This window comes from Pseudomonas sp. AMR01, assembly GCF_041946035.1.
In the GTDB taxonomy this organism is placed as follows: Bacteria; Pseudomonadota; Gammaproteobacteria; order Pseudomonadales; family Pseudomonadaceae; genus Aquipseudomonas; species Aquipseudomonas antarctica_B.
In genome coordinates, this window is record NZ_JAUTYR010000011.1 from 18740 (window position 1) to 40942 (window position 22203).

Below are 22203 nucleotides of genomic sequence, written 5' to 3' on the forward strand. Positions count from 1 at the left end.
GCACCGGAGAAAGACTAGACCAAGACGGCGCGCAGAATATCACGCCAAACAGCGTTTATGCGTCGATTGGCCAATTGATGGCTCTAAATCGAGGGTTTTTAGGGATGAGTGTCAAGCCCGGCCGCCGCGACCTGAGGTCACAGGCATGGAACTCCTATGCGGGAGGCTGCTCTAGACACCTTCGCCGTCGCTTGCGTAGCATCGACGGCACTCCCCCGTGCCACCCTTCAATACAGAGCGATTCATGTCTATCCACCAAACACCCGGGCACGTATTGCCCGCGCGCAGCGCCGCCAAAATGGAAGCTGCCATGGCCGTGGGCGCTTTCGCGATCGGTACCGGCGAATTCGCCATCATGGGCCTCATGCCCGACATCGCCCACAACCTGAACCTCAGCGAGCCGCAAGTCGGCCATGCCATCAGCGCCTACGCCCTCGGCGTGATGGTCGGCGCGCCCCTGCTGGCCATCCTCGGCGCCAAACTACTGCGCAAACACATGCTGCTGTTGCTGATGGGCCTGTATGCCCTCGGCAACTTCGCCACCGCCTTCACCCCGACCTTCGGCTCGCTGGTGGCCTTCCGCTTTATCAGCGGCCTGCCCCACGGCGCCTACTTCGGCATCGCCGCCGTCGTCGCCTCCAGCATGGTGCCCAGCGACAAACGCGCCGGCGCCGTGGCCCGCGTGATGATGGGCCTGACCCTGGCCATGCTGCTCGGCAACCCCATCGCCACCTTCCTCGGCCAACACTTCGGCTGGCGCTCGGCATTTGCACTGGTCAGCGTGATCGCCCTGTGCACCATCGCCCTCGTCTGGCAATTCGTGCCCCACCGCCAGGACGAACAACGCAGCGACCCGCGCAAAGAACTGCGCGCCTTCACCAAACCCCAGGTGTGGATGGCCCTGTCCATCGGCGCGATAGGTTTTGCCGGCATGTTCTGCGTGTTCAGCTACCTCGCCCCGACCATGCTCGAAGTGACCAAAGTCTCGCCGCAGTGGATCCCGTTTGGTCTGGCCGCATTCGGCGTGGGCGGCATCATCGGCAACATCGCCGGCGGCAAGCTGTTTGATCGCCTGCAGTTCCGCGCGGTGGGCGTGATTCTGGTGTGGTCGATGGCCGTGCTGCTGTTCTTCACCTTCGCCGCCGGCTCGCTGTGGGGCGTGATGCTCGGTATAGCCCTGGTCGGCACCATGATCTCCATGGCCGCGCCGCTGCAAATCCGCCTGATGGACATCGCCCACGAAGCCCCGAGCCTGGCGGCGGCGTCCAACCACGCCGCGTTTAACCTCGCCAACGCGCTCGGCCCGTGGTTAGGTGGCATGGCCATCACCGCCGGCTTGGGCTGGACCAGCACCGGCTACATCGGCGCGGCCACCGCACTCGTCGGCCTGGGCCTCTACCTGATCGCACGGCGCATGAAGGGCGGCCACTAAATGGAATAAACCTCCGGCCAGCTTCGTTTTCGTCACCCGCACCGCGATTGCGATTGCGGCTGGATGGTTGGTCCACGATTGTGGCGCTGGCGTCCTCATCGTAATGGGCGCGCTGGGCCTGCGGCTGATCCTGGGCTCAGCCGCAGACCCAATCATCGTGGCGAGCGGGCTTGCCCCGCGTTGGGCTGCGCAGCAGCCCTAACCCTTATCAATCATCATGCATCAACCCAGACCCATACTCCCCAAAACTGCTCCCCAACCCACTCCCGCCACCAAAACTCATCTTGGCCGCCTTGCTTGGGCTGTGATCCCCAAACGCCTGACACCCCTGAGCAAAACAAGGGTCGCTGCTCACGGCTGACGAAGACGAACAGGCATTTAACAGCAGCGCGCTGGCGACCATCACCACTTTGACGAGGTTCGAATTCATGTTTTCAGTTCCCTGTGGACTGAAGGCGCGGGGGTCCCCTCTTGAGAGTGATCGTAGGCTTCAAATGCGCGGGGGATGATGAAACTTTGCGGGGGGACAGGACGAGTTCAGGTTGCCGCCTTGGGGTAAGGCGGCGGGGTGCGGTGTTAGTCGTTTGTTGCGCAGATTGCAGGGGCGACTTGCTCATAGGCTCGGTTGACGAGTAGAGCGCTTAGATCGATTAGCTGCTGGATGCCAAGGACGATGGCGCGTTGGGAGTCGTCGAGGTCGAAAGCCAGGGTGGCGGCCATGTGGTTGGCGGACGCGAGGTTTTCGGAGGCGTTGGCTAGCAGGGTTTCGGTGTCGGTGTTGGGGTTGACGGAGAAGATGTTGGTGGTTGGGGGTTCGACAGGTTCGTCGGCGTCTTCGTCAGAGGGAGGTAGGTAATGATCGATTGCTCGCTGAGCTGCGGCTTGAAGCTTGGCGTCGACGTGTGCGCTTGAAGCATGCGGTGGATTAGGTGTGACCTTGTACATGGCGGAGCTCCTTTAGAATGTCAGGAACTACCAATCTCACTTCCACATGAGGGTGGCAGCTGTACGCAGGTGTGGAAGACCAGGGCTAAAGGACCCGGCGCACCGAAGTGCCCCGCGCACAGCCGCCATAAGCAATCATACAGACGTAAAAAAACGCCGGTAGGTGTTTATGGGCGATTGAGCGCCTTCAGCTTGGTCGGACTTCCACATCCGGCCGCTGGTTTTCCAGCGGTTTGGGGAGGTTAGCGGGGGGAGGTCTGAGGGGCAAGCTGAGAAAAGCGTGGGAAACTTCCTGGAAAACTGAGATCTGGCCCAAAGTTTCTGAGCTTTATTTAGATATGTCAAATTGATATCATTGGCGCTACACGCTCTCAATGGATTTGATGTATGTCGATCGACATGGAACCCAAAATAAAAAAAAGCCCTCTATTAACCCCTATGGATATTGAAGCAGATAAAAACATAGAAAGATGGCTTGTACATATAAATAGACTCCTAAACAGATCAAAACACAAAATCGGAACAGCGATAAGCAACAAAGTTTTGCAGGTAAGTAAATACAACCTTATTCCAACTATACTAAGCTCAATAATATTTAGTTATTTAGCACTCAATGATGACATAAAAGCATCTGTGCGCCGACTAACTCCAGCACCAGTAAGAACGGCAATCATCGAAAGCTTTAGCGTTAGTAGCATCACGCTCACTCTAGCTGTATCTGCGATATTTATGGCAACATGGATTCTCTGCTCTAACAGCATGAGCGACATAATTTTAAAGCGACAAAACAAAAGACTAACACAAGAAATAGATATCCTTAGGCGCCAACACGACAGTAAAATAATTGACTGCACCGATTTATTCAGCAAATTTATTTACTCTACCTACAGGAAATTAAAATATGGCGTCACAGAGAGGATTAGTTTATACGTATTAGAACTTGACCACTTCCGGTGCGTTGGTAGACACTCTGATAACGAGAAGCACACGGAGTTCCCTAAGAAAATGTACGCTAAGGAGTCAGGTTTAATCGGACATGCTTGGACGGTAGGAAATGCTTCTTTAACCGGCCTTCCAGATCCACTTATCGATTTAGAAAATTGGGTAACAGCGAACGCGAGCACCGGGAAAATTTCAGATGCTACCCTCCGTGCTATAGGCATGAAAAGCCGCTCACTACATTGCGTTCGAATAAAGAATAGCAAAAGCGCGTCGGTGGCGATCATAGTTTTTGAATCTACAAATACCGACCTACCGAATATAAAAACAATTGATGCAGATTTTGGAAAGAATGAGTCAAGGACAATCGCCAATCTTTTAGACGCACTTAGACCGCACATGGTTAGTCTCGAGATCGCCAAGAAGGCAGGATTTTAATATGAAAAACTCCTTAATTGAAATAATCAACTACATAATAGAAAAACATCAACCCTCTAAAAAAATATCACTTTCCAGACTAATAAAAACAATTTATTTAGCTGACTGGAAAGAATCGATAACAAACAGAAAACAAATCACCAACATAGAGTGGTTCTCCAACCTAAACGGCCCCTACAACTCATTAATACTGAAAGAATCAGAAAAAGAAAAGAGTATAAAAATAACCACCACACTTACTGAAAGCGGAAAAAAACAAACAATTTTAGAAGCAACTGAAGAAAAGAAAAATCATCTTGATGCCGAAATAATCAAAATACTTGATTTTGTAATAGAGGCCACAAAAAACAAGAAACATATTGAACTAATAAAGTTAGTTTCCTCAACATACCCCGTGATCTCAAGTGAAAAATTTCATAGGATCAACCTTATAGAGAAAGCCGAAGAGTACAAAGAGTACCTAGACAATACGGAAATCCCCTAGTAGACGACAACTGTGTTCTAGTGATATCGGGGTCAGACCACGATACTTTCACTGCAGATACAGATGAGGCAGACCACTAATAAGCACGAGGTAAACATGAGCTATCACGTCACACACAAATACGGCGCCATGAGCTCGAATCCCGGTATACACACGTTGCCTGAGCTTCTCGCCGAACTGAAAACTCGTTCGGAAGATGAAGAGCATGGGGAGGTTTCGGTAACCGACGAGTCAGACTGGTGCATTTCTGCGCACCTGTCGGGAATCGTGACCTTTGAAAATCTGGAGTCCGGCGAGCCTCGTCACATGAAGCATGTTCCAGAGGGGAAGATCCTGGAGTTGTGGCGTTTATTGGCCGAGGGAGACGTTGCAGCAATCGAGCAAGAGCCTTGGTTGCCTGGTTATGCCTAAGGCTGTGCAGATATCGGAATCAGACCACGATATCCGTCCTCCCCACCCGGTGATGAGAGAAATCTGAGTCGTCCGAATTTTTGAATTACCGACCATGTTTCAACCCCATAACTCGACGACCTGCTGATTCAAGCCCGCGCGCCACGGTGTAAGGTGCACTATCACCGCCCATGATCGAGGCCACCATGGCTGAAATATCCCTGAACCAGCCTGAAGACCTGTCCAACCCTCTCACCGACTTGGCCAAAACCAGAGGCCAAACCACGACCTACCTGGCGACGGGCGTTCTTCGTGACTATACCGAGCACGAAGAAACGCTGACTGCTCAAATCGAGCTGGCGGTGAAGGAAGCCGACCAAGGCAAACTCGCCCCCGAGAGCCAAGTGGCGACGATACGGGCTAAGCGCTGGAGCCAGAATGCTGGCTGAGGGACTCCTAAAAGGCCTTATCTGATCATCTATTGACACTAATCGTCTGCAAACCCTCGGCGTACTCTATCCACGGTAACGTCCGCGCTCAAAGTGGTGAGCGGAACGAAAGACACTTCCCCACACCCAACATCCACCCCTGATAAACTGCGCCCCATTCGCCTCGCCAACTATGATTCCCCCATCCCCCTACAAACCGCCACACTCTCCCGCCGCTTCTCCGTCACCCCGATGATGGATTGGAACCGTTAATTCTACAGGCCACGCAATCGGTACCTTACAGAGTCAATCAGCCCCTCCGCGTACCAATTTCGTACCACCGACAGGATATTGTCAGCTCGCGCTAGTGACTGTCGCTCCAATCCAAAGCCCCCCAAGCAAACAAGCGCGAGCGATTCATAGGTAGTTTAGCAGCAGGGATTCAAAGTGCCCGAGAGCGTTGGTGGACAGAGCACTGACAAATTAGTAGCGTAACGCTTTAGCAACTCCTACAAGGAAGTATGATAAATTCGGATGAAATTATTAAAACGGGAATACCTACTTGTTAAATCGCATTGAAAAACTAATAAAAAGGCTAATTTTGAGGCTTTTTTTCTTCACAATTTTCTCGCTTGGTTCAACTATTTTTTTTAGTACGATGCACCATTACCTAGCGAAAAAAGAATTTTTCTATCTGGCAACTTTGTGTTTTCCAATCTTAGCGATTTTGTTTGGCTTTTCAGCATTACTCTATAACAGATCCCGAGCACTCCCCTCTGGTCCTGCCCAACGCCGATCACTATATGCTGCGGAAAGAACGCTTCAAGCGACCATTCTTTTTGCATCAGGGCTAGCTATCGGTGCAATTATCGCCACCATAATGTTGCAGCTAAAAATCGACACGGGAAGCGACCAAACAGGATCTAAACTATTATTGATCTTCGTTATCCCAATAATGCTCATACTTTTCTCATTCGGTGTTTTCTTACTCGCCTTTCGGGCTATTTCGCACGGTATGCTTAAACATGTACCCATTAGAGAAATGCTCAAGAAAATCAGATAATTCAAAACAGGACGGGCTCACTAAAGTATCGCAAGCATTAAAATACGATTAGCCTACGCATGAAAAGAACATAAAATCAAGAGACATATCCATGAGCGAAACTGAAGGCCCAAAAAAGGACGACATCGGTGCATTTACAACGACAGGCCAACAAACAACTATCATCGCACCGCTTCTTTATATTCTAGGTCAAAAATACGCCTCATCTTTTTTCGGAACCCTTGGAAGCGGATGGATTGTTTCACAACTAACTTTTCAAGAAGTGATATTTTACTCCTTACAGATAACACTCCCTATTCTCACAGCAGCATTTATAACTTTAGAGCTCCTACTCAATGGTTGCATTTATGAAAAAATAAGAAAAGCAATAATATACATCGTATTATTTATTTCAATAACCCTAACAATTTGCAACTTTATTTTGGAGTTTAATTACGCACACCTGATAATTAAAGTAACAGCTTACAGTTTTTTCATAATATATGGAGCATACATCGCAGAGTTATTCTTAGCATTCAGACGTGGAACTCTAAAAATCTGAAATCGGGTATAGGTTGGATTATCGGCTCTACCGCCTTTCTGTTTGGAACCGCCGGAACACTCGGAGAGTTCGACGCAATGAATGCACTGGAATTCCCGGAAAACAAATTCCCGTTGGTGATACAGAGCACCAATAAATGGAAGCCTCAAACGTTAAGGCTAGTAGCTAGAATAGGTGACAGATATCTAGTAATGGATGATATGCATGGAAAAAAGGTGTTCCGAATCGAGTCAAATCTTGATGGTTATATAATTCTATCTGTGGACAAATATCGCTCATAGTGCAGTGATGAGCCCGTCAAGAAAACAAGAAGGGAGAAAAGGGAGAAAAGGGGACAGATTTATTTAAGGGGCTCGCATCGCACAATCAACACCCGGCCCCCTCTGACCCATTCCTGATAAACTGACAACCCTTCGTATTCCTCATCCCAGATCCCGATGCCCTCAGTCATAGCTTCACCGTATTCCCCGTCACGCCGCTTCTCCGTCGCCCAGATGATGGATTGACGTAGAGCTTCTCCAACCCCCTTTTTTGTATGGCCGAAAAGCTCTTACGCATGGTTCATGTAGCAACTTCTAAGCGATCATCTCTCTACCGCCTTGCTGTTGAAACGCTCGGACTCACGGTTGCTTCAGATAAGATGGGCAATATAAATATAATGACGGGCAGTTGATCGGCACATAGCACACCCAGGAATTTTTCGGGCCGCCACGAACCTGCCCACTATCAACTGTGATGGAGAACAGGCTGTATTTTCAGCGACGCCCCTAATACTACCGCACGCAAAAACGCATCCTTTTTCATCAAAGATGGGCGACCTCATCACCTCGCGAGTTTTTCTCTTTCCTTCAGACCATCTGTGATGACATTCTGCCTGTACCGGCAAACCACTCGAAGGACAGAGAATGCTATTCAGCCACATGACTGCAGTCGAAGAAAGGATCCTAGCCAGCTCCAAAATAAGTGCAAATAGTGGTCATAGTTTGCACAAAGGCACCCCACGCGAAGCTTTTATTAAAGAGTTTCTTGAAGCCCATCTTCCCTCAACAGTCGCAATCGGAACAGGGGAAATCATTGACTCTTCCTCCATCCCAAATGGACCTAGAAACCAATTTGATATAGTCATTTATCGGAAAAACTTCCCAAAGCTAGATCTCGGTGGAGGAATCAGTGCATTCCTTGTCGAATCCGTTATAGCTACGATAGAAGTAAAATCCACACTTGATGAGCAAGGGCTTGAGCTAGCGATAAAAGCTGCACGCAACGCAAAAAAACTACAACCTCATGTATTTAAATTTATCCAGATAGGTTACGAACTTCCCGCAATAGTAAATTTTGTCGTTGCATATGCTGGACCAGCAAGAGTCGAAACGGCATACAACTGGATAAACAACATACACGAGTCGCTAAAGATAACCTCTCCACAAGTTAAATTCCCAGAACGCTATGAAACTCCTTCTCCGTCTATTGATGGAGTATTTATCCTTAAAAAAGGTTTTTTGCACTTCGACAACATACCCGACTCAATGACTCCTTCAGACATTAGGGCCTCCAACCCGTATTCAAACTGGGTATTAGCTGAGTCAGAGAGCGGCACTCTCCTATATTTATTTTTCCTATTAAGCAACCTATGTATACATAGTGCTAGCTTCGCTATAAATGCAGAGAAATACCTATCAAACATCCCTCAAAACGGATTCAAATTATTGCGCTAATGCAAAAATTATAAACTCTCCGCCATTTGGAAATAATTATATTTAAAAGGAGCAATCGATGAAGACCACAAAGCATTTTGACTATATTACTAATCGAATCACCGCAGCCAAACGCAACGCAGATAGCTTAGCATCAGGTATAGGACACCATGGTATAGCGGGAGAAATACGTGAGATTGCGGTCAAAGAATGTATTGAACCGTTCTTAACACAAAGCTATCAATGTGGAACCGGAAAAGTTATTGACTCTTTCCAAAAGCTCTCCGACCAACTTGACTTGATAGTTTATCATAAAAAAGTTGTGCCTCCGATACTGGTTGGCAGAGATCTTGGACTGTACCCTATCGAATGCGTACGATATGTCTTTGAAATAAAAACAACTCTCAACGCCAACGAGATAAGAGATAGCAACAAAAAATTCAGATCCATCTCAATGCTTACATCTTTCCCAAAACAAGAAGAGAATGGCTCAATAACCAGCGGCCCTCGTCCGACCACGGTTCTTTTAGCTTTCAATTCAGATATAGCCGGCTCCGAAATCGAACGCTATCAAAAACACACAGATGATGACTATCCTCCATGCACTGTGCTTTGTGTGCTTGGAAAGGGATATTGGTTCTTTCATGGCCCATCCAAAAGTTGGTGTGGACTCGAAACGACTCGCGGGTACCCGCCTTTTTTCGAATTCAGTATGTTCATAACGGGCTTAATGAATACCTTATCTTCAGAAGAAACTTCGATTAGGCCATTCAGCCCAGGAGTATACATAAATATCGATGACATCTTACTCCAACCACTATCCAGCCCGCCTGAAAGCACTGATACTGTAGAAGATAACTGTACAGATACGAAAGAGTAATCCCCACAGCGTACATCGCTAACTGCATTGCACCACCCAAAGCTGATCAAGTTTGGTTGTATAACTCTGACTCATCATCTTTCGACGCATCTCCCAGTCAGGATCCACAGGCACGCTGGCTGAGCGCAGCGTACCCCTGCCCCATCGTCCATTGATCTGGTCCAGCACCTTCATCACCCGAGTCGCTTCCGCTAGAAAAAAGGGGACAAAAAAAGGGGACAGATTTATTTAAAACCATGAGATGTATAGCCTGAGTAAACATGAAAACATCAGCCGCCGGGCCCGGCGCGAGATTTTTCATAATGGGACAGTTGTGACGGGCTGAAGAGAGGGCGCAGAGGCTGACTGGGAATCCTACCGTTGGATTCCTGATAAACTCACACCCTCTGCCCTACCCATTCAGATTGCCCAATGTCCCTGACGACCGCTTCACCGCAAGTTCTTTCCCGCCGCTTCTCCGTCGCCCCGATGATGGATTGGACTGACCGCCACTGCCGCTACTTCCTGCGCTTGCTCTCCAAACACGCCCTGCTCTACACAGAAATGGTCACCACCGGTGCGATCCTGCACGGCGACCACGAGCGTTTCCTGCGTCACAGCGAAGCCGAGCACCCGCTCGCGTTGCAGCTGGGCGGCAGCGTCCCTGCCGACCTGGCCGCGTGTGCGCGCATGGCTGAGGCGGCGGGTTATGACGAAGTGAACCTGAACGTCGGTTGCCCGAGCGATCGGGTGCAGAACAATATGATCGGCGCGATTTTGATGGCGCACCCGGCGCTGGTGGCGGATTGCGTGAAGGCGATGCGTGATGCGGTATCGATTCCGGTGACGGTGAAGCATCGTATCGGGATCAATGGGCGGGACAGTTATGCCCAGTTGTGTGATTTCGTCGAGACGGTGAGGAATGCGGGGTGTACCAGTTTTACGGTGCATGCGCGCATTGCGATTCTGGAGGGGTTGTCGCCGAAGGAGAATCGGGACATTCCGCCGTTGCGCTATGACGTGGCGGCGCAGTTGAAGCAGGATTTTCCTGAGTTGGAGATTGTGCTTAACGGCGGGATCAAGACGCTGGAGCAGTGCGAGGCGCATTTGCAGACGTTTGATGGGGTGATGCTGGGGCGGGAGGCTTATCACAATCCGTATGTGTTGGCGGAGGTGGATCAGCGGTTGTTTGGCAGTGAGGCGCCGGTGATTAGTCGGGCTGAGGCGTTGGCGCAGTTGCGGCCTTATATTGCTGAGCATTTGGCCAGCGGCGGGACGATGCACCACATTACGCGGCATGTGTTGGGGTTGGGCACGGGTTTTCCGGGGGCGCGCAGGTTTCGGCAGTTGTTGTCGGTGGATATTCATAAGGCGAGTGATCCGTTGGCGTTGCTGGATCAGGCCGGGGCTTTGCTGGAAGGTCGGTGATTGATCGTTCTGATGCTCCGCGTGGGAACGATTGATGGATGTGTCGGCTCGTTGCGCAGGGTTTGATGGTGTCAGTTGGGTTGTTTAGGGGCTGATAGGCCGCTTTCGCGAGCAAGCCCGCTCCCATATTTTTGGGTGATGTGTGTCAGTGGGTTGTTGAGTGGCTGTGGTGGCGCTATCGCAGGCAAGCCAGCTCCCACAGGGGATTGAGTTGCCTGGGCGGCAGTTGGGTTGAACCTGCTGGCTGATTTGGCCTCCTATTGAGCAGGTAGGCCGGGCTTTCAAACGGCTGTTTTCAGGATGTTGCCCTCGCAAACGATCGAACGCATTTGCGCCCTTGAGCGCCTGTCGGCGCTCGGGTAATGTCATCAGACCCATAGGACAGAGCACGCCCATGACTTCCAAGCTGGAACAACTCAAGCAATTCACCACCGTCGTAGCCGATACCGGCGACTTTTCTACCCTCGCCAAGCTCAAGCCGCAAGACGCTACCACCAACCCTTCCCTGCTTCTCAAGGCCGCGTCGATTTCGGGCTATGCCAAGCTGCTGGATGAGTGCGTGAAGGACTGCAACGGTGACGTGGGCCTGGCCAGCGACCGTTTTGCGGTAGCCGTCGGCCAGGAGATCCTCAAAGTGGTGCCGGGCCGTATTTCCACTGAGGTGGATGCCCGTCTGTCGTTCGATGAAGCCGCCATTCTCAAGCGTGCGCACCGTCTGATCGACCTGTACGACAAAGCCGGCGTAAGCCGCGACCGTGTGCTGATCAAGATCGCCTCCACCTGGGAAGGTATCCGCGCGGCGGAGAAGCTGGAAAAAGAAGGTATTCAGACCAACCTGACGCTGCTGTTCTCGTTCGCCCAGGCTGTGGCGTGCGCTGAAGCGGGTGTGTTCCTGATTTCGCCATTCGTGGGCCGTATCTACGACTGGTACAAGAAGGCCAATGGCAACGACTACACCGGTTCCGATGATCCGGGTGTGCAGTCGGTGACGCGCATCTACAACTACTACAAGGCCAATGGCTACAAGACCGTAGTAATGGGCGCGAGCTTCCGTAACCTGAGCCAGATTGAAGAGCTGGCCGGCTGTGACCGTCTGACCATCAGCCCGGACCTGCTGGAGAAGCTGGCGGCAGATGAAGGCAAGCTGGAGCGCAAGTTGGCGCCAGGGCAAGCCGGTGAAGCGCGGGTGCATTTGACTGAAGCGCAGTTCCGTTGGGAGTCCAACGAGGATGCGATGGCGACTGAGAAGCTGGCGGAAGGTATTCGTCAGTTTGCTCGGGACCAGGAGAAGCTGGAGGCGCTGTTGACTGCCAAGTTGTAAGGCAGGCGATGGCAAAAAGGGCGGCACCCTTGCGGGTGCCGCCCTTTTTTGTGCCCGCTGATCTTAAAGCCAGTCACCGTTCAACAGGTGGGAGCTGGCTTGCCTGCGATGGCGGTGGGTCAGTCATGAATGGGTGGCTGACATACCGCTATCGCAGGCAAGCCAGCTCCCACAGTTGGAATGTAATCCAATCGTGGGATCAGTGGCGCTCGAGGGCGTTCACGAGGTCGTGGAAGGCTTCGCGGTTGGACTCGTTCAGGCCCATCAGGATTTTGTGCGCTTCCAGCACCTTGACCCGTACCACTTCTTCAGACTGGTCTTGCGACGGCAGGTCGGTCAGGCATTCCGGGCAGGGGATCGGGCGGTCAACGATGTTGAACACCTGGTCAAAACCCATGGACTGCAACAGCCGGGTGATGTCTTCGTGGGTGGTGACGACAGTCGGCAACAGGCCGACCTTCTGCCGAGACAGAATGGACAACTTGGCCAACAGCCCAAGGGTGGTGCTGTCGATGCTGCGGGTTTCGGTCAGATCGATCACGATCGCCGAGAAGTTCAGCGCTGTGAAGATCCGCTCAATCGTCGCATCCAGCGCTGAACACAAGGTCAGGCGCACTTCACCGACAAATTTCAGGACGAAGGTCCCGTCTTGCTCGGCGAACTGGATTCTTCCGGTACTCATCAAAGATTCCTGCTCAACACCAATAGGGCGATATCATCCGGCATCTCCCCTAGCGTGGCCAATCCAAAAACCTGCCGCAGGCCATCCAGGCTGCCGCCCGCTGACTTGACCTTTTGGGGCAAGGCAGCTTCTTTCTCTTTGAGTGTAGGCTCTGTGAGAAGGTCCAGGATACCGTCGGACATCAGCGTAAGGCTGAACGTCGGCGGCAATTCCAGAATGTGGTCTTCGTAGGTGGCCTCATTGAACAAGCCCACCGGCAAACCACGCCCTTCCAGGTAGCGCACACTGTCTGGAGTGTATAAAACCGGCATCGGCAGGTGACCGCCGATGCTGTAGGTCAAAAGACCGGTTTCTTCATCAATCACGCCGCCCACCATCGTCACGTGCTTGCCCAGCTTGCAGCTGATCAAGCCCCGGTTGATGTGGCCCAGCACCTCGGAGGGGGTGAACTCCGGCAAGGTGCCATTGCGCTTGGATTCAAACAGCAGCCGTGTGGTCATGAATTTCAACAACACGGTGACAAAAGCAGAAGACGCGCCATGGCCAGAAACGTCGGCCAGGTAGAACGCCACACGGCGCTCGTCTACACGGAAATAATCGACAAAATCACCCGACAGGTACAACGACGGGATGATCTGGTGGGCGAACTTGAACTCGTCGATGGTCCATGGGCTCACCGGCAGCATGTTCATCTGCACCTGGCGACCGGCGTTCTGGTCTTCCTGGAGCAGGTTGAGGCTGGCTTCGAGTTCGCGGTTGGCAGTTTCGAGCTTTTCGCGGTAACGCTGGTTCTCGTTCAACAGGCGTGCACGATCCAGCGCGCGGCGCACGGAGTGCTCCAGCACTGCCAGGTCTTCCAGAGGCTTGATCAGGTAATCGGCGGCGCCCAGGCGCAGGGCCTCTACGGCATCGTTCATCACGCCGGCACCGGACACAACAATCACCGGCGTCTGCGGGGCGAGCTCAGTCACCTGGCGAATCAGCTCAAGGCCGCCCATTTGGGGCATGCGCAGGTCGCAGATCACGAGGTCGGGCTTGTCGCGCTCGAATACCTGGAGACCCTGTTGGCCATTGCTGGCCTGCAGGACGCTGAAGCCACTGTCTTCCAAGTAGGCCGCGAGGCTCGCGCGCACTACTTCGTCGTCATCGATTATCAGCAGCGTGGCACTGGTTTTTTGCATGTGGGCAAACGGCGCCAGAATTAGGTTGGCGTAGGCGGCTCGGCAATGGCCGGACTCACGTACTGGATTCGCTTTCTAGCCTCTCTGTCCTACAAAGCACGGGCTTTTTGACCACGCACAACGGTAAAGCAGAGGTGCCCTTCTAAGGCGCAGACGGTACTCCCATCCGTCAGGGGTTTCAAGCTCATGCCGATGGTCGCCGGGCGTCTTTACACCGCAAATCACCGGGAGTTATAAGAACAGTCACAACCACAACGCAAAGTGAGGACAAAACCTGTGAGCGAACACGAGCGCGACTACGCCGAAAAACGCGATTTCATCCGCATGCGGGTTGATGCCGATGTGTCGCTGATCCACGCAGGGCAAGAGATTGCGGGGGTTTGCGTGGACCTTTCCAGCACCGGCATGCAAGTACAGGCCCCACGCCAATTTCAGGTGGGCGATAAACTGACGGTGCGTATCGACTCCGACCACGCTGCACTCAAGGGCCTGGAGGCGGACACCGAAGTGGTGTGGGTTAAGGCCAGCGGAGAAGACCAACACCTGGGCCTCAAGATCTTGAAAATGCACTAAAAAATCGCACGTATAAAAAAGGCGACCCTGAGGTCGCCTTTTTTCATTTCAAAACGTCACGACTTAAAAGTCGTCTACAACCTTGCCGTCTTTAACCTTGAACTCACGGTTTTGCAGGTAGGCATTACGGATAAAGGTGTATTTGTCGCCGGTGATCAGCTTCTCGCTGTCGAGCAGGCTGGCACGGGTATCGACAATGTTCAGGCCGAAGGTGCTGTTACGCCAGCCGATATCGTTCATGTAGCGGTACGGTTGGGTGTAGCTGTCGACGTATTTGGACGGTGCATCACGCAGGGTGCTTGGGCCGAGCAGCGGCAGCATCACGTAAGGACCGCTGTCCACGCCCCAGTGGCCGAGGGTCTGACCGAAGTCTTCATCGTTGCGCTGCAGGCCCATTTTGGTGCCGACATCAACAAAGCCGAGCACACCAAGCGTGGTGTTTACCAGTAAACGCGCGGTGTCGACACCGGCCGCGTGTGGCTTGAGCTGCAACACGTCGTTGGCAAAGTTGCCGACGTCGCCGATGTTGCGGAAGAAGTTGTGCACGCCGTCCTGCATGAATTGCGGGGTGACGAACTGGTAGCCTTGGGCCAACGGCTTGAGGGCGTAGGTGTCAACGGTGTCGTTGAAGGTGAAGATCGGGCGGTTGACGCTTTCCCATGGATCGTCTTGCGACGCTGCCTGAACGGCGAACGGCGCCATGAGGACGGTGGCACACACAGATAGCTGAGCGAAATAGTGGCTCCAGCGCATAGCTTTTGCTCCTTGAATGGTCTGTCATGGGCGCTATGCCCTGAATTAGAACGAGAGTATATGACGGAAGTATCAAATTAGGCAGCAGCAAGGAAAGGTCAGGCGTCAAAAGCACAAAATTCCTACAATTAAGTGCAAGTGTCATCTGCTTGTCATACCCGCCGGATAGCGTCAGAGCTATTTCAGGGATGTCGAGATGCCTAACGCCGAAACTGCCGTAGCCAGCGCACCCGCCTTGACTGCCGTGCTATTTGGCCTTAGTGGCTGCCTGGTGGATTTTGGTTCCCTGGCGCGCACCGATTCGCCCTCCCCCGACGCCCAGCCCACACCGGGCGCGCTGAATATTCTGCGCAGCCTCAAGGATCAGGGCGTGCCCTGCGCCTGGCTGGATGAACTCCCCGCCTCAATCACTACCCCGCTCGCAGCTGTGCTGCCGGACTGGGTCAAGGCGGCCTCACCCTCCTCCATCCGCTGGCCGGCGCCGCATGCCTGCTGGCAAGCCCTGATGGAATTGAACATCGAACGCCTGGAAGGCTGCGTACTGGTAAGCGGCGAGCCGCGTTTACTGCAAGCCGGCCTGAACGCCGGGATGTGGACCATCGGCCTGGCCTCCTGCGGTTCGCTGTGCGGCCTGGCACCCGAGCCATGGCAGGCGCTGACCGAACAACAACGCGAATACAAGCGCGGTAAAGCCACGGTTGCGCTGTATGGGCTGGGGGTGCATTCGGTGATCGACCACCTTGGCGAGCTGGGCACGTGCCTGGCGGACATCAGCCTGCGCCAGCTCAAAGGCGAGAAGCCCTGATAGAGATCAAGCACTGAGCGCGCCGGTAGATTAATCTACAAGCCAGCCCGTAGACCTTTCGCGGCGTGCCGTGGTCTATGCCAGTGCCTATCGATAAAAGGAAGAACGCTATGCCTGATCGCAAAAAACTGGAAGAACAGGTCGAGATTCTGCGCGGGCAGTTGCAACAGGAACCGCCGCTTTCGGAAGAAAAACGTGTAGCGCTGGAAGCCTTGATTGCCAAGTTTGAACTGCAACTTGAACTTGAGCCAGCCACTCAAACGCCCAGCATCTCTGACGATGTGAATAAAGCAGCCATTGAGTTCGACGATGAGCACCCGGTCATTTCCGGGACGTTGCGCAATATCATGATCACCTTGGGCAATATCGGGATCTAACCCGAGCCCAAGCCAATCACAAAAACCAATGTGGGAGCTGGTCTATGTGGGAGCTGGCTTGCCTGCGATAGCATCACCTCAGCGCAACTGAAAAACCGAGGTGTCTGCATCGCAGGCAAGCCAGCTCCCACATAGACCAGCTCCCACATTTGATTTGTGTGAAGGCTACTGCCGGGCCAGACGCACGTTCTGAAACGCCACATCCTCAGTACTGCGATACGGGTTGATATCCAGCCCGCCGCGCCGCACATACCGCGCATACACGGTCAATTTCTCCGGCTTCAGCAGGCGCTGCAAGTCCAGGAAGATGCGCTCCACACATTGCTCATGAAAGTCCGAATGCTGGCGAAAGCTCACGATGTATTCCAGCAAGCTGGCGTGATCCAGCGCGTGACCATGGTACTCAACCACCACGCTGCCCCAATCCGGCTGGCTGGTGACCGGGCAATTGGATTTGAGCAGGTGGCTGTGCACGCTCTCCTCCACACTGCGCGACTCATCGCAACGCAGCAATTCCGGGCGCGGGTGCTCGTAGTTGCTGACGCTGATGTCCAGGTCATCAATGCACACACCCGGCAATGCCATCACGCCGTCAGCCTCAATCTCGGCGAGGCTGCGAATACGCACGGTCACCGGCTTGCCGGCGGCGGCGCTGAGGTCGGTGCGCAGGGTCGCTTCCAGGCTCTGGACGTCGGCAAACGCGGTCTGGTTCAGCGAGTTGAGGTACAGCTTGAACGACTTGGACTCGATGATGTTCGGCGAGTCGGCCGGAATGCTGAATTCACCGATGGCCACCACCGGCTTGCCCGATGGCAGCAGCCAGGACAGCTCGAAGCAGTTCCAGAAATCCACACCTTTGTAAGGCAGGCTCTCGGCGCTCAGGCCGAGTTCGGCCCACTTGGCGGCGCGAGGGATCGGGAACAACAACGACGGGGTGTAAGTGGAGATGTATTCACTGGACTTGCCCAGCGGCGAATGTTCGGCTGCGGGATGCATGGCGGAAACCTGGCTAAATAAACCGCGCCAGTCTACCAGCCTTTGCCCCCGCGCCTAAGCGCCGCCGGATCAATCGACATTGAGCTTGCCGACCATGCCCGCCTGATAATGCCCGGGAATGTTGCAGGCAAACTCCAGGCCGGTGGCTTTGGTAAACGTCCAGGTCAGCTCGGCGGTTTTGCCGGGCTCCACCAATACGCTGTTGGGGTCATCGTGTTTCATCGCGCCATGGCCCATGGCGGCGTGGTCCATCTGGCCCATGCCGGTCGCGGTGAGCATGCCGCTGGCCTGCATCTGTAACATTTCCTTCTGGTGTTCGGCGTGCATCGCCGCATCGCCCAGGTTGAATTCGTGGAGCAACTGGCCCTTGTTCACCAGCACAAAGCGCACGGTCTCACCGGCTTTGACGTCCAGGGACTTGGGCGAAAAGGAAATGTCCTGCAGCGTCACTTGCACGGTGCGCGTGGCTTTGCTCGCCGGTGCGGGCTGACCGAACGCGTAAGTGTGCGCTGCGTCCGCCACTGCATCGAAACTCAACGCCAGCAGGCACACCGCCAGCAACAGGGGTTTACGCAACGCCATCTCTATTCTCCAAAAATGTGGGATCAATTCTGGCAGCACTCTAAGATTGCGCGGCTGCCAGCGAGCTGACTGCTAGATTACAACTTTGTCAGCTTGCGCCCTGCCGCCGATACCCACGGTATAAAGCCCCTCGTCACCTGTTGCCAAGAGCCGCCCATGAAATTGCTGATCGTCGAAGACCAACCCAAAACCGGCCACTACCTGCGCCAGGGCCTGGCCGAGGCTGGCTTTACCACTGAGTTGGTGGCCGACGGCAGCACGGGCCAGCACCTCGCGTTGACGGGCGATTACGACTTGCTGATCCTCGACGTGATGCTGCCGGGTCGCGATGGCTGGCAAATCCTGCAAGCGGTACGAGGCGCCGGCCTGGACATCCCGGTGCTGTTCCTCACCGCCCGCGACGCGGTGGAAGACCGCGTGCACGGCCTGGAACTGGGCGCCGACGATTATCTGGTCAAACCGTTCGCCTTCTCTGAACTGCTGGCGCGGGTGCGCAGCCTGTTGCGCCGTGGCAGCAGCGCGCCGCAGGAAACTGCGCTGCAACTGGCCGACCTGCGCATGGACCTTATCCGCCGCCGCGTCGAACGGGACGGCCAGCGCATCGACCTCACCGCCAAGGAGTTCTCCCTGCTGGAACTGCTGCTGCGCCGCCAGGGCGAGGTGCTGCCCAAGTCGCTGATCGCCTCCCAGGTGTGGGACGTGAATTTCGACAGCGACACCAACATCATCGAAGTGGCGATCCGCCGCCTGCGCCTGAAAGTCGACGACAACTACGCTAACAAACTGATCCACACCGTACGCGGCATGGGTTACGTGCTGGAGGAGCGCTTCAATTGATCAAGCGCCTGTCACTGGCCAGCCGTCTGGCGCTGCTGTTTGCCGCCTGCACCGCCGTGGTGTCGCTGATCGCCGGGGTGTTGTTCAACCACGCCAGCGAGGCGCATTTTGTCGAGCTGGACCAGCAGTTGCTCGACGGCAAATTGATCGCGCTGCGCAGTACATTGCAGGGTGTCGACACGCCGCAGCTGTTCGCCCAGCGTGAAGCGCAACTGCGTGCCGAGCTCAATCGCCAGCCTGACTTGGCCTTGCGTATCACCGCCGCCGGTCAACGCTGGTATGACGCGGCGCCCGGCGTCACCTTGCCCGAGGCGCCCGGCTTGCACAGCCTGCAAAACGCCGGCACCGAATACCGTGTGTATAACGTGCCGTTGCAGCCAGGCCAGCCGAATTCGCCGCAACTGAGCCTGATGCTCGACATCACCCATCACCAGCACTTCCTGCAGCGTATGCAGCATTTGATCTGGCTGACCGTCGGCCTCTCGGCGCTGGCGACTGCGTTACTCGGTGCCTGGGCCGCGCGCAGCGGGCTGCAGCCGTTGCGGCGCATGGGTGAAGTGGCGGCCGGTGTGTCGGCTCATTCGCTGACGCAACGCCTGCCCCAGCAGCAAATGCCGGTGGAGCTGGCCGAACTGGCCCAGGCCTTCAACGCCATGTTGAGTCGCCTGGACGACGCCTTTCAGCGCCTCTCGGCGTTCTCTGCCGACATCGCCCACGAACTGCGCACGCCGCTGTCGAACCTGCTGACCCACACCCAAGTCATCCTCACCCAGCCGCGCCCGCTGGAGGATTACCGCGAGGCGTTGCACAGCAACCTGGAAGAGCTGCAATGGATGGCGCAATTGGTGAATGACATGTTGTACCTGGCCAAGGCGGATCACGGCTTGCTGATGCCCAAGCGCGAACCGTTGGCGCTGGAGGATGACGTGGATGCGTTGCTGGAGTTCTTTGCGCTGCTGGCGGAAGACGCGCAGGTCAGCCTGATTCGCGAGGGGACGGCGCAGACGATGGGTGATCGCGGGATGTTACGCCGGGCGCTGTCGAACCTGCTGGATAACGCGCTGCGCTTTACCCCGGTGGGCGGCGAAGTGCGGGTGCGGATCGAAGACGGAGTGAGGCTTACGGTTGAGAACACCGGGGACGGTATTTCAGCGGAGTTACTGCCGAGGTTGTTTGACCGTTTTTACCGGGCGGACCCGGCGCGCCACGAAGGGAGCAGCGAGCATGCGGGGCTGGGGTTGGCGATTACCCAGTCGATTGTGCGTGCTCACGGGGGGAGGATTTTTTGTGAGTCGGGGGTGGGGTGGACGCGGTTTGTGATTGAGCTGCCGAAGGGAGTTTGATGCAAGCTGGGCCGGCCCCTTCGCGAGCAAGCCCGCTCCCACATTTAACCGCTTAGATCCTTTGAAATGCGGTCGAATGTGGGAGCGGGCTTGCTCGCGAAGGCGATCTTAAATGCTACGAATACCTCAGCGCATGCGCCGGCTCAATCTTCGCCGCCCGATACGCCGGGTACAGCGTCGCCAAAAAGCTCAACACAAACCCCGCCGTGCAAATCAGCACCACGTCACCGCCCTGCAATTGCGAAGGCAGGTTGCTGACGAAATACACGTCCGAACTGAAGATATGCTGCCCGGTCACCCGCTCCAGCCAGCCCACCAGTTCACTCACGTTCAGCGCCGCAATCACGCCGAGCACGCCGCCGATCAGGGTGCCGACGATACCGATCACCGTGCCCTGCACCATGAAGATCGCCATGATCTGCCGGGGCGTGGCGCCGATGGTGCGCAAAATCGCGATGTCCGCGCCCTTGTCGTTCACCACCATGATCAGTGTGGCGATGATGTTGAACGCGGCCACAGCAACAATCATCAGCAACAGCAGCCCGATCATGGTTTTTTCCATTTTCATCGCGCTGAACAGGCTGCCCTGAGTGTGAGTCCAGTCGTCAGGCTTGTAGGCTGCGCCGAGGCTGGCGGCGATGTCCGCTGACACCTTCGGCGCTGCGTACAGGTCTTTCACCGCCAGGCGCACGCTTTGTACCTGGTTCGGTTGCCAATGCTGAATTTCGGCGGCGTCGGCCATGTGGATCAGGGCCATGGAGCCATCCAGTTCGGCGCCGACCTTGAAAATACCGACCACGTTCAAACGCTGCATGCGCGGGGTGATGCCACCGGGCGCGCTGCTGACTTCGGGCACGATCAAGGTGAGTTTGTCGCCCACGTTCAGGCGAAAGCGCCGCGCGGTGATGTCGCCGACTACCACGCCGAACTCGCCGGGTTTGAGGTCATCGAGTTTGCCGCGCACGATGTGCTGGGCCACGATCGACACCTTGCCTTCCTGGGCCGGGTCGACGCCGCTGATCTCGATGGGCTGCATTGCGCCTTTGTAGGAGAACATGCCGTCCATCTGTGTGAACGGCACGGCGGCGGTGACTTCCGGGTTCTTCATCGCGGCGTCGGCCACGGGCTGCCAATTGTCGATAGGGTTCACGCCGACGATGGTCGCGTGGGGCACCATGCCGAGGATGCGCGAGCTCATTTCGCGCTGGAAGCCGTTCATCACCGACAGCACCACGATCATCGCCAGCACGCCGAGGGCGAGGCCGATCATCGAGGTCATCGAGATAAACGAAACAAAACGGTTACGGCGCTTGGCGCGGGTATAGCGCGTGCCGATGAAAATCGATAACGGTCTGAACATTCGCTTGCACCGCCTGAAAAAATGAAAAAGCCCGGCACTACCGTACCGGGCTTGAAACGGGTCAGATGGCGACCAGATGACCTTCCTGCAGGTGCAACACGCGGTCCATCTGGCGGGCCATGCTCATGTCATGGGTCACCACCAGGAACGCGGTGCGCATCTGGGTGCTCAGTTCCAGCATCAAGTCCTTGATGCCCTGGGCGGTGTGGGAGTCGAGGTTGCCGGTCGGCTCGTCGAGCATCACCAGCCCTGGGTTGTTGACCAGGGCGCGGGCGATGGCCACACGCTGGCGTTCGCCGCCGGACAGTTCAGCCGGTTTGTGTTCCAGGCGATGACCGAGGCCAACGCGCTCCAGCAGGGCTTTGGCGCGCTGGCGGGCTTCCGGAATCGCAGTCTTGCCGATCAGCAGCGGCATGCACACGTTTTCCAGCGCGGTGAATTCCGGCAGCAGGTGGTGAAACTGGTACACGAAACCGAGTGAACGGTTGCGCAGTTGACCACGGGCCTTTTCACCGAGGGCCGACAGTTCTTCGCCAGCCAGCCAGACGCTGCCTTGGGACGGCGTATCAAGGCCGCCCAACAGGTTCAGCAAGGTACTTTTGCCGGAACCGGAACTGCCGACAATCGCCACGCGCTCGCCCGGATGAAGTTCAAGCTGCAGGTTTGACAGCACGACCACCGATTCCGGGCCTTCCTCGTAGGATTTGCCCAGGTTGCGGCAGCTCAGGATTGCTTTTTCACTCATGCCCGAT

The 22203-nt window shown here is 55.1% G+C and carries 25 protein-coding genes and 1 pseudogene; 16 read left to right on the top strand and 10 right to left on the bottom strand.

Features of this window, described 5'->3' with window-relative positions; all coding sequences use genetic code 11:
* Positions 1–244 precede the first annotated feature (244 nt).
* Positions 245–1432, top strand: a complete 1188-nt coding sequence (locus Q7C20_RS12460) for an MFS transporter (RefSeq protein WP_375067701.1) — start codon at positions 245–247, stop codon at positions 1430–1432.
* A 208-nt stretch (positions 1433–1640) separates the two neighbouring features.
* Here the strand turns inward: Q7C20_RS12460 and Q7C20_RS12465 are convergent, their stop codons facing one another.
* Together Q7C20_RS12465 and Q7C20_RS12470 are read right to left on the bottom strand one after the other, a co-directional pair.
* On the bottom strand, positions 1641–1862 hold the full coding sequence (locus tag Q7C20_RS12465) for a hypothetical protein (RefSeq protein WP_375067703.1): 222 nt from the start codon (positions 1860–1862) through the stop codon (positions 1641–1643).
* Between the two features lie 146 nt (positions 1863–2008).
* Positions 2009–2377, bottom strand: a complete 369-nt coding sequence (locus tag Q7C20_RS12470) for a DUF6124 family protein (RefSeq protein ID WP_375067705.1) — start codon at positions 2375–2377, stop codon at positions 2009–2011.
* Positions 2378–2764: 387 nt separating this feature from the next.
* On the opposite strand from Q7C20_RS12470, the gene Q7C20_RS12475 reads away from it, so the two are divergent.
* From Q7C20_RS12475 to Q7C20_RS12510, 8 genes are all read left to right on the top strand, one after another.
* Positions 2765–3754 (top strand): hypothetical protein, encoded by a 990-nt coding sequence (locus Q7C20_RS12475; RefSeq protein ID WP_348060779.1) that lies wholly within the window; start codon positions 2765–2767, stop codon positions 3752–3754.
* Between the two features lies 1 nt (position 3755).
* Complete coding sequence (locus Q7C20_RS12480; protein WP_348060781.1) at positions 3756–4238, top strand: type II toxin-antitoxin system antitoxin SocA domain-containing protein; 483 nt, start codon at positions 3756–3758, stop codon at positions 4236–4238.
* A gap of 96 nt (positions 4239–4334) precedes the next feature.
* Positions 4335–4649 carry a hypothetical protein gene (locus Q7C20_RS12485; protein ID WP_348060783.1) on the top strand — a complete coding sequence of 105 codons (315 nt, stop codon included), beginning with the start codon at positions 4335–4337 and terminating at the stop codon, positions 4647–4649.
* 185 nt (positions 4650–4834) lie between these two features.
* A complete protein-coding gene (locus tag Q7C20_RS12490) occupies positions 4835–5077 on the top strand; it encodes a CopG family transcriptional regulator (RefSeq protein WP_348060798.1) in 243 nt (80 codons plus the stop codon).
* A 541-nt stretch (positions 5078–5618) separates the two neighbouring features.
* Positions 5619–6119 (top strand): hypothetical protein, encoded by a 501-nt coding sequence (locus Q7C20_RS12495; RefSeq protein WP_348060785.1) that lies wholly within the window; start codon positions 5619–5621, stop codon positions 6117–6119.
* Positions 6120–6210: 91 nt separating this feature from the next.
* Positions 6211–6660, top strand: coding sequence for a hypothetical protein (locus tag Q7C20_RS12500; RefSeq protein WP_375067708.1), 450 nt, complete (start codon positions 6211–6213; stop codon positions 6658–6660).
* 905 nt (positions 6661–7565) lie between these two features.
* Positions 7566–8375 (top strand): DUF6602 domain-containing protein, encoded by an 810-nt coding sequence (locus Q7C20_RS12505; protein WP_348060787.1) that lies wholly within the window; start codon positions 7566–7568, stop codon positions 8373–8375.
* 58 nt (positions 8376–8433) lie between these two features.
* On the top strand, positions 8434–9234 hold the full coding sequence (locus Q7C20_RS12510; protein ID WP_348060788.1) for a DUF6602 domain-containing protein: 801 nt from the start codon (positions 8434–8436) through the stop codon (positions 9232–9234).
* An 18-nt stretch (positions 9235–9252) separates the two neighbouring features.
* Here Q7C20_RS12510 and Q7C20_RS12515 read toward each other — a convergent pair.
* Positions 9253–9426 (bottom strand): annotated as a pseudogene (locus Q7C20_RS12515) (DUF4113 domain-containing protein); the annotation flags it as partial.
* Between the two features lie 219 nt (positions 9427–9645).
* On the opposite strand from Q7C20_RS12515, the gene dusA reads away from it, so the two are divergent.
* Complete coding sequence (gene dusA, locus Q7C20_RS12520; protein WP_375067711.1) at positions 9646–10641, top strand: tRNA dihydrouridine(20/20a) synthase DusA; 996 nt, start codon at positions 9646–9648, stop codon at positions 10639–10641.
* A 394-nt stretch (positions 10642–11035) separates the two neighbouring features.
* Entirely contained in the window at positions 11036–11962 is a 927-nt protein-coding gene (gene tal / locus Q7C20_RS12525) for a transaldolase (RefSeq protein ID WP_375067713.1), read from the top strand.
* 199 nt (positions 11963–12161) lie between these two features.
* Here the strand turns inward: tal and rssC are convergent, their stop codons facing one another.
* Both rssC and rssB read right to left on the bottom strand, forming a co-directional pair.
* Complete coding sequence (gene rssC, locus Q7C20_RS12530; protein WP_003172602.1) at positions 12162–12644, bottom strand: anti-sigma factor antagonist RssC; 483 nt, start codon at positions 12642–12644, stop codon at positions 12162–12164.
* Positions 12644–13825 carry a two-component system response regulator RssB gene (gene rssB / locus Q7C20_RS12535; protein ID WP_348060792.1) on the bottom strand — a complete coding sequence of 394 codons (1182 nt, stop codon included), beginning with the start codon at positions 13823–13825 and terminating at the stop codon, positions 12644–12646. Before rssB ends, rssC begins: the two co-directional genes overlap by 1 nt.
* Before the next feature lie 276 nt (positions 13826–14101).
* Here rssB and Q7C20_RS12540 point away from each other — a divergent pair, with 276 nt between their 5' ends.
* Entirely contained in the window at positions 14102–14398 is a 297-nt protein-coding gene (locus tag Q7C20_RS12540) for a PilZ domain-containing protein (protein ID WP_375067717.1), read from the top strand.
* Positions 14399–14461: 63 nt separating this feature from the next.
* Here the strand turns inward: Q7C20_RS12540 and Q7C20_RS12545 are convergent, their stop codons facing one another.
* Complete coding sequence (locus tag Q7C20_RS12545; RefSeq protein WP_375067719.1) at positions 14462–15151, bottom strand: VacJ family lipoprotein; 690 nt, start codon at positions 15149–15151, stop codon at positions 14462–14464.
* Between the two features lie 196 nt (positions 15152–15347).
* On the opposite strand from Q7C20_RS12545, the gene Q7C20_RS12550 reads away from it, so the two are divergent.
* Positions 15348–15956: an HAD family phosphatase gene (locus tag Q7C20_RS12550; protein WP_348062588.1), complete on the top strand. Its 609-nt coding sequence runs from the start codon at positions 15348–15350 to the stop codon at positions 15954–15956.
* A 110-nt stretch (positions 15957–16066) separates the two neighbouring features.
* Positions 16067–16333: a DUF4404 family protein gene (locus tag Q7C20_RS12555; protein ID WP_348062587.1), complete on the top strand. Its 267-nt coding sequence runs from the start codon at positions 16067–16069 to the stop codon at positions 16331–16333.
* 165 nt (positions 16334–16498) lie between these two features.
* On the opposite strand, the gene queF is transcribed toward Q7C20_RS12555, so the two are convergent.
* Together queF and Q7C20_RS12565 are read right to left on the bottom strand one after the other, a co-directional pair.
* A complete protein-coding gene (gene queF / locus Q7C20_RS12560; protein WP_348062589.1) occupies positions 16499–17329 on the bottom strand; it encodes an NADPH-dependent 7-cyano-7-deazaguanine reductase QueF in 831 nt (276 codons plus the stop codon).
* 69 nt (positions 17330–17398) lie between these two features.
* Positions 17399–17911, bottom strand: a complete 513-nt coding sequence (locus Q7C20_RS12565) for a plastocyanin/azurin family copper-binding protein (RefSeq protein WP_375067721.1) — start codon at positions 17909–17911, stop codon at positions 17399–17401.
* Positions 17912–18067: 156 nt separating this feature from the next.
* Between Q7C20_RS12565 and Q7C20_RS12570 the strand changes: the two genes are divergently transcribed.
* Positions 18068–18748: a heavy metal response regulator transcription factor gene (locus tag Q7C20_RS12570; protein ID WP_375067723.1), complete on the top strand. Its 681-nt coding sequence runs from the start codon at positions 18068–18070 to the stop codon at positions 18746–18748.
* Complete coding sequence (locus Q7C20_RS12575) at positions 18745–20091, top strand: heavy metal sensor histidine kinase (protein ID WP_375067725.1); 1347 nt, start codon at positions 18745–18747, stop codon at positions 20089–20091. Before Q7C20_RS12570 ends, Q7C20_RS12575 begins: the two co-directional genes overlap by 4 nt.
* A 115-nt stretch (positions 20092–20206) precedes the next feature.
* On the opposite strand, the gene Q7C20_RS12580 is transcribed toward Q7C20_RS12575, so the two are convergent.
* Entirely contained in the window at positions 20207–21451 is a 1245-nt protein-coding gene (locus Q7C20_RS12580; protein WP_375067727.1) for a lipoprotein-releasing ABC transporter permease subunit, read from the bottom strand.
* 61 nt (positions 21452–21512) lie between these two features.
* Positions 21513–22196, bottom strand: coding sequence for a lipoprotein-releasing ABC transporter ATP-binding protein LolD (gene lolD / locus Q7C20_RS12585; protein WP_017477213.1), 684 nt, complete (start codon positions 22194–22196; stop codon positions 21513–21515).
* Positions 22197–22203: the final 7 nt, after the last annotated feature.